15 protein-coding genes and 1 tRNA gene are annotated in these 16,005 nt (G+C 73.1%); 3 read left to right on the forward strand and 13 right to left on the reverse strand.

Annotation, left to right across the window (positions count from 1 at the left end; translation table 11 throughout):
* The 4 genes from E4P40_RS13960 to E4P40_RS13975 all read right to left on the reverse strand — a co-directional run.
* Positions 1-684: TatD family hydrolase (locus E4P40_RS13960; protein WP_135159169.1), on the reverse strand; the 684-nt coding region annotated here is incomplete at its 3' end.
* Positions 681-2,477, reverse strand: coding sequence for a methionine--tRNA ligase (gene metG / locus E4P40_RS13965; protein WP_135159170.1), 1,797 nt, complete (start codon positions 2,475-2,477; stop codon positions 681-683). The genes metG and E4P40_RS13960, both read right to left, overlap by 4 nt.
* A gap of 48 nt (positions 2,478-2,525) precedes the next feature.
* On the reverse strand, positions 2,526-3,176 hold the full coding sequence (locus E4P40_RS13970) for a hypothetical protein (protein WP_135159171.1): 651 nt from the start codon (positions 3,174-3,176) through the stop codon (positions 2,526-2,528).
* A 75-nt stretch (positions 3,177-3,251) separates the two neighbouring features.
* Positions 3,252-4,757 carry an amino acid permease gene (locus E4P40_RS13975; protein WP_245160338.1) on the reverse strand — a complete coding sequence of 502 codons (1,506 nt, stop codon included), beginning with the start codon at positions 4,755-4,757 and terminating at the stop codon, positions 3,252-3,254.
* A 101-nt stretch (positions 4,758-4,858) separates the two neighbouring features.
* Here E4P40_RS13975 and corA point away from each other — a divergent pair, with 101 nt between their 5' ends.
* Positions 4,859-5,968, forward strand: coding sequence for a magnesium/cobalt transporter CorA (corA, locus tag E4P40_RS13980; protein WP_135159173.1), 1,110 nt, complete (start codon positions 4,859-4,861; stop codon positions 5,966-5,968).
* 48 nt (positions 5,969-6,016) lie between these two features.
* Here the strand turns inward: corA and E4P40_RS13985 are convergent, their stop codons facing one another.
* Entirely contained in the window at positions 6,017-6,898 is an 882-nt protein-coding gene (locus tag E4P40_RS13985; protein ID WP_245160339.1) for a DUF559 domain-containing protein, read from the reverse strand.
* A gap of 120 nt (positions 6,899-7,018) precedes the next feature.
* Entirely contained in the window at positions 7,019-7,858 is an 840-nt protein-coding gene (gene rsmI / locus E4P40_RS13990) for a 16S rRNA (cytidine(1402)-2'-O)-methyltransferase (RefSeq protein WP_135159174.1), read from the reverse strand.
* A gap of 53 nt (positions 7,859-7,911) precedes the next feature.
* Between rsmI and E4P40_RS13995 the strand changes: the two genes are divergently transcribed.
* Positions 7,912-9,432, forward strand: coding sequence for a phospholipid carrier-dependent glycosyltransferase (locus tag E4P40_RS13995; RefSeq protein ID WP_135159175.1), 1,521 nt, complete (start codon positions 7,912-7,914; stop codon positions 9,430-9,432).
* A 44-nt stretch (positions 9,433-9,476) separates the two neighbouring features.
* Positions 9,477-10,271 carry an enoyl-CoA hydratase-related protein gene (locus tag E4P40_RS14000; RefSeq protein ID WP_135159176.1) on the forward strand — a complete coding sequence of 265 codons (795 nt, stop codon included), beginning with the start codon at positions 9,477-9,479 and terminating at the stop codon, positions 10,269-10,271.
* Between the two features lie 2 nt (positions 10,272-10,273).
* Here the strand turns inward: E4P40_RS14000 and E4P40_RS14005 are convergent, their stop codons facing one another.
* The 7 genes from E4P40_RS14005 to E4P40_RS14035 form a co-directional block, all read right to left on the reverse strand.
* Positions 10,274-11,560 (reverse strand): aminotransferase class V-fold PLP-dependent enzyme, encoded by a 1,287-nt coding sequence (locus E4P40_RS14005; RefSeq protein WP_135159177.1) that lies wholly within the window; start codon positions 11,558-11,560, stop codon positions 10,274-10,276.
* An 88-nt stretch (positions 11,561-11,648) separates the two neighbouring features.
* Positions 11,649-11,882, reverse strand: a complete 234-nt coding sequence (locus tag E4P40_RS14010) for a hypothetical protein (protein WP_135159178.1) — start codon at positions 11,880-11,882, stop codon at positions 11,649-11,651.
* A 75-nt stretch (positions 11,883-11,957) separates the two neighbouring features.
* Positions 11,958-12,031 (reverse strand) — tRNA-Ala (locus E4P40_RS14015).
* A gap of 53 nt (positions 12,032-12,084) precedes the next feature.
* Positions 12,085-12,759, reverse strand: coding sequence for a hypothetical protein (locus tag E4P40_RS14020; protein WP_245160340.1), 675 nt, complete (start codon positions 12,757-12,759; stop codon positions 12,085-12,087).
* 166 nt (positions 12,760-12,925) lie between these two features.
* The gene (locus tag E4P40_RS14025; RefSeq protein WP_245160341.1) at positions 12,926-13,501 is read right to left on the reverse strand and encodes a GNAT family protein; all 576 of its coding nucleotides are present in this window, start codon (positions 13,499-13,501) and stop codon (positions 12,926-12,928) included.
* A 52-nt stretch (positions 13,502-13,553) separates the two neighbouring features.
* Positions 13,554-15,026: a gephyrin-like molybdotransferase Glp gene (gene glp / locus E4P40_RS14030; protein ID WP_209305318.1), complete on the reverse strand. Its 1,473-nt coding sequence runs from the start codon at positions 15,024-15,026 to the stop codon at positions 13,554-13,556.
* Positions 15,023-15,988 (reverse strand): UTP--glucose-1-phosphate uridylyltransferase, encoded by a 966-nt coding sequence (locus E4P40_RS14035; protein WP_135159181.1) that lies wholly within the window; start codon positions 15,986-15,988, stop codon positions 15,023-15,025. The genes glp and E4P40_RS14035 overlap by 4 nt, the downstream gene beginning before the upstream one ends.
* Positions 15,989-16,005 lie beyond the last annotated feature (17 nt).

The raw sequence follows: 16,005 nt of genomic DNA on the forward strand, positions 1-16,005 counted from the left end.
CGCCTCGCGCAGGTAGGCGGCGTTGCCGAAGGTCAGGGTGCCGGCAAAGGAGAGCACGAAGCCCCGCTCGACGCAGGCCCGGGCGAAGGCGGCGTCTCCGGAGAAGCAGTGGAAGACCGTGTGCTCCGGTGCTCCTTCGTCGTCCAGGACCCGCAGGATCTCGTCGTGCGCGTCCCGGTCGTGGATCACCAGGGCGATGCCGCGCCGCTTGGCGATCCGGATGTGCTCGCGGAACGAGGCCTCCTGCTCCGGCCAGCCCTCACGTCCGGTGCGGAAGCGGTCGAGCCCGGTCTCCCCCACCGCGCGCACCCGGGGAAGCCCCGCCAGCCGGTCGATCTCGGCGAGCGCGTCATCCGTCGCCTTCCCCGCGCCGGCCTCGTTCGGATGGAGGGCGACGGCAGCCAGCACGTTCGGGTGCCGCGCGGCCAGGGCGGCCGACCACCGCGACGACGGCACGTCGACGCCCACCTGCACCAGCCGGGTCACGTTGACCGCGACCGCGGCGGCGATCTCGGCATCGACCTCGTCGTCCGACGCCCACTCGCCGTGCTCGTCCCCGGCCGGCCGCTCCCCCAGGACGATGTCCAGGTGCGTGTGGCTGTCGAGCGCCGGCGACGGCAGCGGCTCCGGGGACGGCGGCGGATCGCCCCGCCGGTTGGCGCGGGCCGAGGCCGACCGACTCATGCGCCACCCTCGAGGCGGGCCAGCTCCTCGTCGACGACGGAGGGGTCGAGCTTGGTGAAGATCGGCGTCGGCGGGGCGAGCGGCGTGCCCGACGGCGGCAGCGGCGTGGAGCCCCAGCCGGCCTGCCCCTCGTCGTAGCGCCCGGTGATGATCGGGTACGGCGAGCCGTCATCCAGGTCCGTGACCTCGTGGATCTCCGGTTGTGCCGACCAGACGCCGGTGCCGCCGAGGAGCTCGTGCACCGTCTGCGCCGAGTGCGGCAGGAACGGCGTCAGCAGGGTGTTGCAGTCCTTGATCGCCTGCAGCGCGGTGTGCAGGACCGTGTCCCGGCGGGCCGGGTCCTCCTTGAGCTTCCACGGCGCCTGGTCGGACAGGTACTTGTTCGCCTCGGCGACCACCCGCATCGCCTCGCCGATGGCCGCCTTCTGCCGGTTGCGCGACAGCAGGTCCCCGACCGGCGCGAACGCGCCGGACGTCGTCGCCAGCAGCGCACGGTCCTCGCCGGTCAACTCGCCCGGAGTCGGGATACCGCCGACGTTCTTCGCGGCCATCGACACCGTGCGGTTGACCAGGTTGCCCCAGCCGGCCACGAGCTCGTCGTTGTTCCGGCGCAGGAACTCCGCCCAGGTGAAGTCGGTGTCCTGGTTCTCCGGACCCGCGACGGCGATGAAGTAGCGCAGCGCGTCGGCGTCGTACCGGGCGAGGAAGTCGCGGACGTAGATGACGACCTGGCGGCTGCTGGAGAACTTGCGCCCCTCCATCGTCAGGAACTCGCTGGACACCACCTCGGTCGGCAGGTTCAGCCGGCCGAGGTCACCAGCGGTGCCGCCCTTGTCGCCCTCGCCGTTGTAGCCGAGCAGCTGGGCGGGCCAGATCTCGGAGTGGAAGACGATGTTGTCCTTGCCCATGAAGTAGTAGGCGTCGGAGTCCGGCGTCTGCCACCACTGCCGCCACGCCTCCGGGTCCCCCGAGCGCCGGGCCCACTCGATCGACGCCGACAGGTAGCCGACCACCGCGTCGAACCACACGTAGATCCGCTTGTCCGGCCGGTCGATCCAACCCTCCAGCGGCACGCGGACACCCCAGTCGATGTCGCGGGTGTAGCTGCGCGGCTTGAGGTCCTCGAGCAGGTTGACGCTGAAGTTCAGGACGTTGGGCCGCCAGCTCTTGCGGGTGGCCAGCCAGTCGCCCAGCGCCCGCGCGAACGCCGGCAGGTCGAGGAAGTAGTGCTCGCTCTCGACGAACTTCGGGGTCTCCCCGTTGATCTTGCTGACCGGGTTGATGAGGTCGACCGGGTCGAGCTGGTTGCCGCAGTTGTCGCACTGGTCGCCGCGGGCGCCGTCGTAGCCGCAGATCGGGCACGTGCCCTCGATGTAGCGGTCGGGCAGGGTGCGGCCGGTCGACGGGCTGATCGCGCCGAGCGTCGTCTTCGGGAAGACGTAGCCGTTCTTCAGCAGGCCCAGGAAGATCTCCTGGCTGATCGAGGCGTGGTTCTCCGTCGTCGTCCGCGTGAACAGGTCGTAGCTCAGTCCGAGGCTCGCCAGGTCGTCGACGATGATCCGGTTGTTCCGGTCGGCGATCTCGCGGGGCGTGATGCCCTCGGCGTCGGCGGCGACCGTGATCGGGGTGCCGTGCTCGTCGGTCCCGGAGACCATCAGCACCTTGTCACCGGCCATGCGGTGGTACCGGCTGAACACGTCCGACGGGACGCCGAAGCCGGAGACGTGGCCGATGTGCCGCGGACCGTTCGCGTAGGGCCACGCCACTGCGGTGAGGATGTGCCGATCTGTCACGGCCCGAGACTAGTGAGGCCGGTCCACCGCATTGCCCGGGCGGTCGGGTCAGGGCTGGGTGAAGACGGCCGACGCGGGGTCGTTCCCCCCACCGGACGGGACCGGCGCGAGGATCGCGACGGCGCACAGCGAGGCGCCGATCAGGCCCAGGGTGATCGTGGCCAGCAGGCGGTGGGACTGCACCGGGTCGACGCGACGGGCGCGGACGCGCGGGCCCTCCGCGATCCAGCGCTGCGCGGACGGGGCACCGGCGAGCAGCAGCTTGCCGACCGGGAGGGCCAGGGCGAGCAGGCCGAGCGCGGGCACCGGCAGCGAGGTGGGGTTCTGGAAGGGCGTGACGGTCGCGACCACGAGCAGCACCGCGACCAGGGCCATCTCGGCGTACGCGACGCCGGTGAACAGGCGGCGGCCGGCGCCGTCGATCAGCGCGGCACCGCTGCCGGCGCACAGCACGATCCAGCCGGCCAGCAGCACCAGGCCCGAGCCGATCAGCATGCCGCCGGGGCGGATCGCCGACAGGACGGCGTCCAGACCGGTGAGCGCGACGGCGAGGAGAGCGACGGACTGCAGCACGCCGAGGGAGCCGGCTGCGGCGACGGCCAGCGGGAGCCGGCGGGTGACGGACGGCGTCGCGACAGCGGCCCGCGCAGCGCCGCGGACCCGCGGGGCCGCGAAGGTGTCGAGAACGCTGATCGCCATGCAGATCAGCTCGGCGGATCCGCGGCCCGCCTGAAGACCCGGGCGCCGGAACTCACCCGGCCGGGTGAGCGGTGGTCACCCCCGGCGCGCGGCGTTGGCCGCGGCGGCGTCCTCCCGGTCCCCCGGGGTCGTGAACCGGCTGCGCGCGCGTCCGTAGGCGAAGTAGATGACGAAGCCGAGCGCCATCCAGACGAGGAAGCGGATCCAGGTGTTCCCCGTCAGGTTGAGCATGAGCCACAGGCAGGCGAGTGCCGAGACGATCGGCAGCACCGGCATCAACGGCACACGGAAGGCCCGTGGCAGGTCCGGGCGGGTCCGCCGCAGGACGATGACGCCGATGGAGACCAACAGGAACGCGGCGAGCGTCCCGATGTTGACGAGCTCCGTCAGCTCACCGAGCGGGATGACCCCGGCCATGATCGCCACGAGCACCCCGGTCGCGATCGTGATGCGATAAGGGGTGCCATAGCGCGGGTGCACCGTGGAGAACCACCGGGGCAGCAGCCGGTCCCGGGCCATCGCGAAGAGGACGCGGGACTGCCCGAGCAGCAGGATCATGACCACCGACGTCAGACCGATGAGCGCGCCGAGGCCGATGATCGTGGCGAACACCGGCAGCCCGGCGGCGGAGAAGGCGCCCGCCAGCGGCGCGTCGGGGTTGAGCTCGTCGTACGGCTGCATCCCGACGACGACCAGCGACACCGCCACGTAGAGCACGGTGCAGATCGCCAGGGAGCCGAGGATGCCGCGCGGCATGTCCCGTGCGGGGTTGCGTGTCTCCTCGGCCGCGGTGGCGACGATGTCGAAGCCGATGAACGCGAAGAACACGATCGAGGCGCCGGCGATGACCCCGCCCCAGCCGAACGTCGTGGGTGCGAAGCCGAACAGGCTCTGGACCAGCGGCGCGTCCCAGCCGGAGGCGGCCTCGCTCGGCTGGGCCGGGGGCACGAACGGGCTGTAGTTGGCGGCCTTCAGGTGGAAGACACCCACTGCCACGACGAGCAGGACGACCGCCACCTTGATGGCGACGACGACCGCGTTGAACCGGGACGACAGCTTGATGCCGAGCACGAGCACAGCGGTCATCGCGAGGGCGAGGAGCATCGCGGGGATGTTGAACCGCGCTTCCTCGCCGGCGACCGTCGAGGGAAGGTCGAGCCCGATGTCGCTGAGCATCTGCTGCAGGTAACCCGACCAGCTGACCGACACGGCGGCGGCCCCGATGGCGAACTCGAGGATCAGGTCCCAGCCGATGATCCAGGCGACGAACTCTCCGAACGTCGCGTACGAGAACGTGTAGGCGGAGCCGGCGACCGGGACGGTCGAGGCGAACTCGGCGTAGCAGAGTGCGGCCAGGCCGCAGGTGACCCCGGCGATGACGAACGAGACCGCCACGGCCGGCCCCGACTGGGTCTGCGCGACCACACCTGTGACCACGAAGATCCCGGCACCGATGATCACGCCCACGCCGAACACGGTGAGGTCCAGCCCGGACAGGTGCTTCTTCAGCCGGTGCTCGGGCTCGTCGGTGTCGCGGATGGAGTCCTCGACGGACTTGACCCGGCGGGTCCGTGCGGCCACGTCGTCCTCCTCGGCTTCGCTTCCGGCGAGCGTGTCACGGGTGCCCGGAGGTCGCATGCCTACGCTTCGGGTCCGGGAACCGGTGACCACGAGGTGGGCTGATGAGCAACGACACGTCCGTTCCGCGGCCGCTCGAGCCGGACGCGGACCGACGGTCCCCCGGCCTCCGCCCACGCCCAGCCGGCGCCGCCCGACCCGCCCCGGCGCGGCAACCGGACGTCGAACTGGTGGTGGACTGCGCCGTCTACGTCGACGGGCAGCGGGGGGAGCCGGTCGATCCGCACGACGCCCTCCGGCAGGCCGCCGACCGCGGCGGCTTCGTCTGGCTGGGGCTCTACGAGCCCTCCGACGCCGAGCTGGGGGCGATCGCGAGCAGCTACGGGCTGCATCCCCTCGCCGTGGAGGATGCCGTCTACGCCCACCAGCGGCCCAAGCTCGACCACTACGACGACGGCATCTTCATGGTGCTGAAGACGGCGACCTACGTGGAGCACGAGCAGCTGACCGCGACCAGCGAGGTGGTCGACACCGGCGAGATCATGGTCTTCCTCGGGGCGAACTACGTGATCACGGTCCGGCACGGCGACCACGGCGGGCTGACCGAGCTGCGGCGAGGCCTCGAGCAGCAGCGCGACCTGCTGTGCCTGGGGCCCTCCGCCGTCCTCTACGCCGTCGCCGACCACGTCGTCGACGACTTCGTGGCCGTGGCCGCCCAGGTGGAGGACGACGTCGACGAGCTCGAGGCGTCGGTGTTCAGCTCCCAGCGCACCGACGACATCGGTCGGCTCTACCAGCTCAAGCGGGAGCTGATGTCGTTGCGCAAGGCGGTCTCGCCGCTGGAGCTGCCGCTGCAGAAGCTGTCCGAGCGCCAGATCGACGTCGTCCCCGAGGTGATGCGGTCGTACTTCCGCGACGTCCAGGACCACGCGATCCGGGTGCGCGACCAGGTCGGCGGGCTCGACGAGCTGCTGACCTCGATCCTGCAGGCGTCGCTGGCCCGCACGTCGCAGGCCGACAACGAGGACATGCGCAAGATCTCGGCGTGGGCCGGCATCATCGCCGTCCCGACCGCGATCGCCGGCATCTACGGCATGAACTTCGAGTTCATGCCGGAGCTGCAGTGGCGGTGGGGCTATCCGCTGGTGTGGCTGGTCATCCTGAGCGCCTGTTTCCTGCTCTACCGAGGCTTCAAGCGCAACGGCTGGCTCTAGCGACTCCGCCTCTGCGCGCCGATGTACCTCTCAGGCCGCCGAAGAGGTTCACCCGAGCGCAATGCCGAGCGCGTGAGCGATGTCCGCGATCAGTGCTCCCGGCCGACGGAGATGCTCCGCTGTCACGAACACGACCGTCCACCCCGCCGCCCGCAGGCGGTTCAGCCTCCGCCGGTCGCGGGCGAACTGGCTCTTCTCCCCGTGCCACAGGCCGTCGTACTCGACCGCCACCTTCCGGTCGGGCCACGCGAAGTCGACGCGTGCCACGAAGCGGTCGCCGTCCATGACCTGGAACTGCGCGACAGGGATGGGCAGACCACTCCGGTGGATCAACAGTCTCAGGCGGGTTTCCTGGGGTGATCCCGCGAGGCCGTCGGCGGCCTCTGCCACCGCGCGGGCACGCGCTGAGCCGGGGCCCCGCGCTGCGGCCGCCCTGGCGCGCACCGCGGCCAGCTCGAGGAAGCCGGTCGCGATGAGCTCGTCGACCGCCGCGACGGCTCGGTCGTGACCCAGCACGGATGCGAGGCGGACGGCGGTCACGTCCGGCAGGGTCACCGGCACCCCGAGGCGATGGATGGCGTCCTCGCGCCGCATCCTTGCCCGGCGTGCGGTCACACCCGGGAGGCGCACCATGCGAGCGCCCGGCGGGAGGGTCACCTCGACGTCGTCCTCGGCCCCGACGAGGTCGACTCCCCAGAAGACGGCTGCACTGGCGCCGCTCACGACGGCCGAAGGCAGGAGCAGCGTCACCGCCTCCGCTCGGAGGACGTGGCTGACCGGAACGTCGCGATGGACGTACACGTCATGGAAGAGGGGCCGCCAGGTCGACCCGCGCAGCCGGCGATGCGTCATGAGGCCTGCGCGGACGGCGGCGGATGCCCGGAACGGCACCGAGCGCAATTCCTCGGGCACTGACGCTGGCGTGGGCACCGGCGAACTGTGCCTTCAGCCGGCGACCTGCGTCCGGCGTCTTCCACAGGCTCCGCGCTCGTGCGCGCTCGTGTACCTCTCGAACCCGACGAGGGGTACACGGGTGCGCAACCGCGGGGGTTACGGGGCCTTGGCGGCGAGGACGGCGTCGTAGACGGTCCGCTTGGGCAGCCCCGTGCGGACGACGACGGCACGGATGGCGTCCTTGCGGGTGGCGCCGGCGGCCTCCTCGTCGGCGACTGCAGCGGCGAGCGCGGCCGGATCGAGGTCCACCGGCTCGGCGGCCGCGCCGGCCACGACCAGGGTGATCTCTCCCTTCACGCCTGCGGCCGCCCACTCGACCAGCTCCGACAGCGGCCCGCGGCGGATCTCCTCGTAGGTCTTCGTCAGCTCCCGGCAGACCGCAGCAGCGCGCCCGGGACCGAACGCCTCCGCCAGGTCGGCGAGCGAATCGGCCAGCCGGTGCGGGGACTCGAAGAAGACCATCGTGCGGCGCTCGTCGGCCAGCCCCGCCAGCAGCGACCGCCGCTCCCCGCCCTTGCGCGGCAGGAACCCCTCGAAGCAGAACCGGTCGACCGGCAGCCCGGACACGGCCAGCGCGGTCGTCACCGCCGACGGGCCGGGCACCGAGGTCACGGGGACGCCGGCGTCGATCGCCGCCCGCACGAGCGTGTAGCCGGGGTCGGAGACCGAGGGCATCCCCGCGTCGGTCAGGAGGAGCACCGTCGCACCCTCGGCCAGCGCGGCCAGCAGCCCGGGCAGCCGCGCCTTCTCCACCGACTCGTGGAAGGTGACGATCCGCCCGGTGAACGTGACCCCCAGGTCCGATGCCAGCCGGTGCAGCCGCCGGGTGTCCTCGACCGCGAGGACGTCGGCCGACGCCATGACCTCGCGCAGCCGTGGGCCGACGTCGCCGGGCTGCCCGAGGGGTGCCCCACCCAGCACCAGCCGTCCGCTCACGGGTCCGAGCCTGTCACGGCGGAGTCGATCGCCGGCCCACATACCCTGGCGGCATGGCGGTGCTGGCACCCGAGCGGACGGACGAGGAGGCGGAGCCGCCCCTGGCGCCGGCCCCGTCCCGCCGCCGGCGGCTGGTCCGACCCCGACGCGACCGCACGCCGCCACTTCCCCGCGACCGGCGCCTGTCGTGGGTGCTGACCGCCGCGCTCGGGATCGCCAGCCTGCTCAGCCGGCTCTGGGACATCACCTACCCGCGCGACCCGCTGTTCGACGAGGCCTACTACCCACCCGAGGCCAACGAGCTGCTGACCTGGGGGTTCGAGTACAACCGCGGGTACTCCTTCATCGTCCACCCGCCGCTCGGCAAGTGGGTGATCGCGGCCGGCGAGCAGCTGTTCGGCTACAACTCGCTCGGCTGGCGGTTCCCCAGCGCGGTGGCCGGCGCGGTCGCGGTCGTCGTCCTCGTGCGGCTGGCCCGGCGGCTGACCGGGTCGACGCTGCTCGGCCTCCTGGCCGGCCTGCTGCTCGCCCTGGACGCGTTCTCCTTCACCCTGTCGCGGATCGGCCTGCTCGACGGGTTCCTCCAGGTGTTCGTCCTCGGCGCCGTCGCCTGCCTGGTGGTGGACCGGGACACGGTCCGGCAACGAGTCAGGGCGGCCGGGATGCAGGCCAGCTTCCGGCTGGGCCCGCGCGGTTGGCGGATCGCCGCCGGCTTCCTCTTCGGCTGCGCCTGCGCGGTGAAGTGGAGCGGCGTCTGGTTCCTGGCGTTCTTCGCGATCCTGTCGTTGTTCTGGGACCGCGCCGCCTGGCGGGAGGCCGGCGTCCCGCGGCCCACCACGGCCGCCGTGCGCCGCGGCTTGCCGGGCGCGGTCTGGGCGCTGGCCGCCGTCCCGGTGCTCACCTACGTCGCCAGCTTCACCGGCTGGTTCCTCGGCGAGACGTCGCAGGGCAAGGCGTGGGCGCAGCAGAACCCCGAGACCGACTACCCGTTCGTCCCCGGTGCACTGCGCGCGCTCTGGCACGAGCACGCCAAGTGGCTCGAGTTCCACAGCGAGCTCTCGTCGCCGCACCCCTGGGAGTCGGGCCCCTGGTCGTGGCTGGTCACCGGCCGGCCGATCCTGCTGTGGAACCCGCAGGGCCTCACCGACTCCTCCGGCGACCAGGTCGTGCGCTACATCCTGATGATCGGGACACCGACCCTCTGGTTCGCCTTCGTCCCGGCCGTGCTCTGGATGGTGTGGCGGCTGCTGGCCCGGCGCGACCCGGCCGCGCTCACCGTGCTGGTCGCGATCGCCGCGGGCTGGCTGACGTGGTTCCTCAACCTCGACCGGACGATGTTCATCTTCTACATGGCGCCGGCGCTGCCGTTCTTCGTGCTGGCGGTGACGCTCGTGCTGCAGGACGCGATCGGTCCGCCCGGCGACTCCTTCCGCCGCCAGCTGGGTCTCGGCGCCGTCTGCCTCTACGTCGCCCTGGTGGCCGCGACCTTCGTCTTCTTCTACCCGGTGCTGACCGGCCAGCCGCTGTCGCACGCGGAATGGCTGCTCAGGATGTGGTTCCCCTCCTGGTTCTGAGCCGGCACCCCTACCGTGTGCGCAACCAGAACGAGGGGACGACGATGACCGAGGCACCGAACCGGCCGTCCGTGCTGACGGAGATCGACGGCGACGTCTGGCGGATCACCCTGGACCGCCCCGACACCGGTAACGCGCTCACGCCCGCCATGGCCGCCGACCTCGCCACCGCCTTCGCGCAGCGGCCGCAGGAGACCCGGGTGGTCCTGCTGCGCGGCAACGGCCCGCGGTTCTGCGTCGGCGGCGACGTGCAGTCCTTCGCCGGCGCCGATGACCCGGGCACCTTCGTCGGCCGCCTCGCCCACGACTGGCACGAGGTCATCCGCGCCGTCCTCTACTGCCCTGTGCCCGTGGTCGCCGCGGTGCACGGCGCGGTCGCTGGTGCCGGCGTCGGCCTCGTCGGCGCGTGCGACGTCGTGATCTGCGCCCGGAACACGAAGATCCGGCCCGCCTACGGGGCGATCGGCTTCTCCCCGGACGGCGGGACCTCCTGGGCCCTCACCCGCGCGCTCGGCGCTCCGCGAGCGCTCGACCTGATGCTGACCAACGGCTCGCTCACCGCCGCGGAGGCGCACCTCACGGGCCTGGTGGCCCGTCTGGTCGAGGACGAGGACCTGGACGCCACCGCCGAACTGATGGCGCGCGAGATCGCCGACGGCCCGATCCGGGCGATGGTCCGCACGCGGGCCCTCGTCCGGCGGGCGGCGACCCGCACGCTCGAGGAGCAGTTGGACGACGAGGCGCAGCTCATCGCCGAGTCCGCCGCCGACCCGGAGGGCCGCGAGGGGGTGCGGGCGTTCGTCGAGAAGCGGGTGCCCGACTTCCGCAACGCCCGCTGAGTTCAGCGCGGCGGCCGGGGGACGGGAACCCGCGGACGGGCGGGACCGGCCGCGATCGTCCGCAACGCCTGCCCGAGCGCGGCGATGTCCGCCGGCCGGGTGTCCCGGTTGCAGCTGGCCCGCACCGCGCCCGGCAGCCGCTCGAGCCGGTCCGCCCGGGCGTCCTCGTGGAACTGCCGCACCTCGTCCTCGGTGAGACCGAACAGCCGGGTCAGGTACGGGTGCGCGCAGAAGCAGCCGCTCCGCACGCCGATGCCGTACTCGTCGGCCAGCCGGGTGGCGACCGTCCCGTGCGGGATCCCGTCGAGCACGAACGACGCGACGGGCAGCCGGTCGCCCGCTGCCGAGCCCAGCCGACGCAGTCCGGGCACTGTGGCCAGCTCGCGGTCCAGTGCGCGGACGAGGACGTCGTCGTGCGCCCGCCGTGCCGCCCGGTCCCGGCACAGCTCCTCCGCGGCCGCGGCGAGCGCGACCACGCCGACGACGTTCGGCGAGCCGGCATCGTCCCGGTCCGGGCAGTCGGCCCAGACCACCTCGTCGAACGACACGGCCTTGACCGCTCCGCCGCCGACCAGGAACGGCTCGCCCTCGGCCAGCAGGCGGCGCGGCAGGACGAGCGCCCCGGCCCCGAAGGGCGCGTGCATCTTGTGCCCGGAGAACGCGAGGACGTCGATCCCGTCCGCCGCCATGTCCACCGCGCGGTGCGGCACCAGTTGGGCGCCGTCGACGACGACGAGCACGCCCCGCTCGCGGGCCGCCGCCGCGATCGCGGGCAGGTCGGGGAGCCACCCCGTGACGTTGGACCCGCCGGTCACGGCGAGCACCCGCGGCCGCGGGGACCGCTCCAGCGCGGTCGCCACGTCGGCGAGCTCGAACGTCCCCCGCTGGTCCACGTCGACCACCCTCAGCCGCGCGTACCGGCGCCACGGCAGCAGGTTGGCGTGGTGTTCCACCGCGGTGGTCAGGACGACGTCGTCCCGGGTCAGGCCGAGCCGGAAGGCGAGCAGGTTGAGCGCCTCGGTGGTGTTCCGCGGGAAGAGCGCGACATGGGTGGCCGGGTCCGCGCCCACGAACCGGACGACCGCCTCGCGCGCCTCCTCGTACCGGGCGCTCGAGTACTGCGACTTCGCCCCGGCGCCGCGGTGCACGCTGGAGTACCACGGCAGGAAGTCCCGCACCGCGGACAGGACGGCGGTCGACGCCGAGGTGGTGGCCGCGGAGTCCAGATCCACGTAGCGGGCGAGGCGCTCCAGCGGAGCGGACGGCGTCATCTCGAGGGGAGATGTCATCGGATCAGGCTCCCGGCGTGACCCGGCCCATGTGGTCCGGGCGAGCGCTCGCCGACGCTACTCGCGCCGCCCGTCGGCCAGAAGCGACTTACTGCCCTGACCGCTCGCGGCGGAGCACGTACAGGCCGCCGGCGACCAGGGCCACCAGCCCGAGGACGACGGCGACGACGATCACCACCCGGGCGGTCGGGCCGGCGTCCGGCCAGATGCCGAGCAGACCGTCGGCGATGAGGAAGATCGCGACGGCGGCGACGCCGGCCCGGATCAGCCAGCGGATCTGTCCGGGCCGGTCGTCGGGCCCGGGACTGCCCTGCTCGCTCACGCTGCCTCCTGGGAATGACGAACGCCGCCGGGGCGGTGGCCCCGACGGCGTCGGCTCGATCGTGCTGCGAAGGTGTGGAGCTGAGGGGAGTTGAACCCCTGACCCCCTCGATGCGAACGAGGTGCGCTACCGGACTGCGCCACAGCCCCTTCGAGGAGTCACTTTACCGTCCCGGCTCCCCGACGCCAGCACCGGTCCTCTGTCAGCCGTTGGCCACGCGGCGCGGCTGGTACTCGTCGATGTCGGCGAACCCGATGTCGTCGTCGTCCAGACCGACCACGGCGCTGTGCTGCCAGCCGGCCGGCGCCGGGGCGCGGGCAGCCACCCGGCGACCCATCGGGAACGCGTGCACGGGCGCCAGCGGGACGCTCGGGTGCGGCAGTGCCGGGAGGGCTTCCTGCGCCACCGTCTCGTGCACGACCTCGCGCTGCACCGGGACGCTCGACTTCCGCAGCGCCTCGCGGGCCGCGGCACGGGCCGCCCGGCGGGCGGCCAGCCGCTCGCGGCGGGCGACCTTGCGGAGGACGAGGAGGTAGCCCACGACGGCGACGTCGAGCAGCCCCTGCGCGGCCCACAGCCAGTGGCTGTAGACGAGGGCGCCGACGAGGGCCAGCGCGGCGAGCGCGGCCATCCCGGCCAGGGTGCGACGCCGGAGGGCGTGCACGTCCACCTGCAGCTCACCACTGGTGCGCAGCAGGTCGCGGTCGATCGAGACACGTTCGGTGTCGGCGTGGACCACCGGGTCCACCGCCCGACGCCGCTGCAGCGTCCGACCGGAGTCAGCAAGCCCCACCTGACCGCCCTGGGCATCGCCGCGGGTCACCACCATCGGGACCAGCACGACGAACCAGAGGACGACCAGAGCGGCCAAGAGCACGCCCGATCCCATTCGAACACCACCCGTCACATGAGTCACTCGCGAGGGCGAGGTTATGCAGGTCGGGCCCGGGATCGAGGGAGGCGCGCGGTGTGTCGCCGATGTGTCGAGTGGCCGGTGTGACGACTGGGGCGTGTCGCCCGCGACGTCCCCCGGTCCGGGCGCCTCAGCGTGCTAGTGGATCGGCCCGCTCGCGCCAGTGCTTCAGCACCCCGCCGGGCAGGTCCTCGGCCAGCAGCGCGTAGGCCAGGTGGTCCCGCCAATCGCCGTCGATGTCGAGGTAGCGGCGCAGCAGCCCCTCCTGCCGGAACCCCAGCCGCTCGACGAGGCGCCGGCTCGGGCCGTTCTCCGGCCGGATGTCGGCCTGCACGCGGTGCAGCCCCACCTCGCCGAACGCGTGGTCGCAGACGAGCGCCACGGCGAGGGACGCCATGCCGCGGCCGGCGACGCGCCGGTCGATCCAGTAGCCGAGGTATCCGGACCGCAGCGCCCCCCGGACGATGTTGTCGATGGTCACCTGCCCGGCGAGGCGGCCCTCGACCCGGATCGCGAACGGCAGCGACGTCCCCGCGCGGGCGCGGCGGGCCACGGCGCGCCGCATGGCGCGGTAGGCCGCCGGGGTGTGCCGCGCGGACCAGGGCACCGTGGACGACGGCTCCCACCGGCTGAGCCAGCTCTCGTTGACCAGCCGCAGCCGGCTCCAGTCGCCGGCGTCGCGGCGGCGCAGTGCGTGCAGCTCCACCGGTCCCCAGCTCAGCCGCGCGGGCCAGCCGGGGTGCGGGGCGGGCTCCAGCTCAGCCGCCCAGGAGCAGGGGCATGACGGTGACCAGCCCGCCGGCGGCCACCTCCGTGACGTCCTCGTCGATGACGATCAGACAGTTGGCGCGGGCCATCCGCGCGAGCAGCGCCTCGGTGCCGTCGCCGATCGGCTCGACCACGTAGCCGCCGTCCGGGTGGCGCATGACCGTGCCGTGCAGGTACTGCCGGTAGCCCAGTGGCGAGATCAGCTGCTGTCCCGCAATGGCCTGGACGGTCCGCCGGAAGAGCTGGCGCTTGCCGAGCATCAGCCGGATCGCCGGGCGGACGAACACCTCGAAGGCGACCAGCGCCGCCACCGGCTCGCCGGGGATGCAGATGACCGGGATCTGGTCGCGGCCCAGGCGTCCGAACGCCTGCGCGGGCCCCGGATGCATCGTCACCTGGCGGAAGCGCATGTCGCCGAGCTCGGCCAGCGCCTCCTGCACCATGTCGAACCCGCCGCTGGCGAAGGTTCCGGCGATGAGCACCAGATCGCTGCGCAGCAGCTGGCTCTCCAGCACCTCGGTGAGCCGGCGCCTGTCCGACGGGAGGATGCCCGACCGGTAGGCCTCGGCACCGGCGTCGCGGGCGGCCGCTGCCAGGGCGTAGCTGTTGACGTCCACGACCTGGCCGGGCGCCGGGACGGTGCCGACGTCGACGAGCTCGGTGCCGGCACAGAGGACGGCGATCCGCGGCCGCGGGCGCACGAGCACGCGCTCCCGGCCGACCGCGGCCAGCAGGCTGATCTGCGCCGGCCCGATGGGGGTGCCGACCTGCACGGCCGGATCACCCGGCGCGACGTCGTCCCCGGTGTGGCGCACGTAGCTGCCGGCCGGCGGCCCGGCCTGGACGGCGACCCGCACGGTGCCCTGGTCGGTCCAGACCGCGGGGACGACGACGTCGGCGCCGGCTGGGAGCATCGCGCCGGCGGCCACCTTCAGCGCCAGCCCGGGGCCGATCGAGGACGGTGCGCTCACACCCGCCACGCTCTCCCCCACGACGGCCAGGTCCACGGGCGCCTGCGGGGTCGCGGCGGCGACGTCCTCGGTCCGGGCCGCGTACCCGTCGAGGGCGGCCTGGTCGAAGGCGGGCAGCGCGCGCTGGCTCACGACCTCCTCCGCGCAGAGCAGACCCTGCGCGTCGAGGACGGCGAGCTCGATGGGGTGGGGCTGGGGGACCGCGGCGAGGATCTCGTCGAGGTGCCGCTCCACGGTGCGCACCGTGGCCAGGCCCTCGGACAGCTGGGGGAAGGCGATCGCGGCCGCCTCCTCGCTCTGCGGACGAGGGGCGGGCACGGGGTCGGCGACCACGCGCTCACCGGATCCGCGGGTGTGCACAGCCGGCGTCCCCACCCGCGCGGCGACCGCGCCGGACGGCCGGGGCGGCGCCATCGGCATGTCGACCTGGGTCGTGTCCCGGTATCCCCGGTACGCGCCCGTGCCGTTCCCGCCCTCGATCGGTCCGCTCATTCCCCCGATGGTGCCCTTGTCCCGTCGCGTCGGGACGACGACGCGCCCTCGGCGGGCAGGTCCGCGACGAACTCCTGCAGCCAGGCGCGCAGCGGCGGACCGAGGTCGTCGCGCTCGCTGGCCAGCCGGATGACGGCCTTGAGGTAGTCCAGCCGGTCGCCGGTGTCGTACCGCCGGCCGCTGAAGACGACGCCGTGCACCGGCTCGCCGCGCTCGACGAGGGTGGCCAGCGCGTCGGTCAGCTGGATCTCTCCCCCACGTCCGGGCCGGGTGCCGCGCAGCACCTCGAAGATCTCCGGCGCCAGCACGTAGCGGCCGATGATGGCCAGGCTGCTGGGAGCCTCGTCGACCGGCGGCTTCTCGACGAGGCCGGTGACGGTGACGACCTCGTCGCCGTCGAGCACCGGGTGCGCGCCCGGCTCGACCGCGACGGCGCCGTACTTGTCGATGTTCTCCCGCCCGACGTCGAGCAGGGCGATCACCGAGCCGCCGTGCTCGGCCTGGACGGCGAGCATGTGCTCGAGCAGGTGGTCCCGCTCGTCGATCAGGTCGTCGCCGAGCAGGACGGCGAACGGCTCCTCGCCCACGAACGCCGCCGCCTGCAGCACCGCGTGACCCAGACCCATGGCCTCGCCCTGCCGGACGAAGTGCACCTGGGCGACCTCGGTGGAGGCGTGCACGGCGGCCAGCCGGTCGGCGTCGCCCTTCTTCTCCAGCGCCGCCTCCAGCTCGGGCACGCGGTCGAAGAAGTCCTCGATGGCCGCCTTGTTCCGGCCGGTCACCATCAGCACCTCGGGGAGCCCGGCCCGGGCCGCCTCCTCGACGATGTACTGCAGCGCCGGCCGGTCGACGACGGGCAGCAGCTCCTTGGGCACGGCCTTGGTGGCCGGCAGGAAGCGGGTGCCCATCCCGGCGACGGGGATGACGGCCTTGCGTGCCGGGCGAGGGCTCTGGCTGGGCATGCGGGGCAGCCTAACGA

It is taken from the genome of Blastococcus sp. CT_GayMR20 (genome assembly GCF_004570345.1).

Coding starts and splice junctions, on each gene's coding strand:
- E4P40_RS13970 (WP_135159171.1), bottom strand. CDS start 3,176: ATGGCGATCAGCGTTCTCGACACCTTCGCGGCCCCGCGGGTCCGCGGC.
- corA (WP_135159173.1), top strand. CDS start 4,859: ATGAGCAACGACACGTCCGTTCCGCGGCCGCTCGAGCCGGACGCGGAC.
- E4P40_RS13995 (WP_135159175.1), top strand. CDS start 7,912: ATGGCGGTGCTGGCACCCGAGCGGACGGACGAGGAGGCGGAGCCGCCC.
- E4P40_RS14000 (WP_135159176.1), top strand. CDS start 9,477: ATGACCGAGGCACCGAACCGGCCGTCCGTGCTGACGGAGATCGACGGC.
- E4P40_RS14005 (WP_135159177.1), bottom strand. CDS start 11,560: ATGACATCTCCCCTCGAGATGACGCCGTCCGCTCCGCTGGAGCGCCTC.
- glp (WP_209305318.1), bottom strand. CDS start 15,026: ATGAGCGGACCGATCGAGGGCGGGAACGGCACGGGCGCGTACCGGGGA.
- E4P40_RS14035 (WP_135159181.1), bottom strand. CDS start 15,988: ATGCCCAGCCAGAGCCCTCGCCCGGCACGCAAGGCCGTCATCCCCGTC.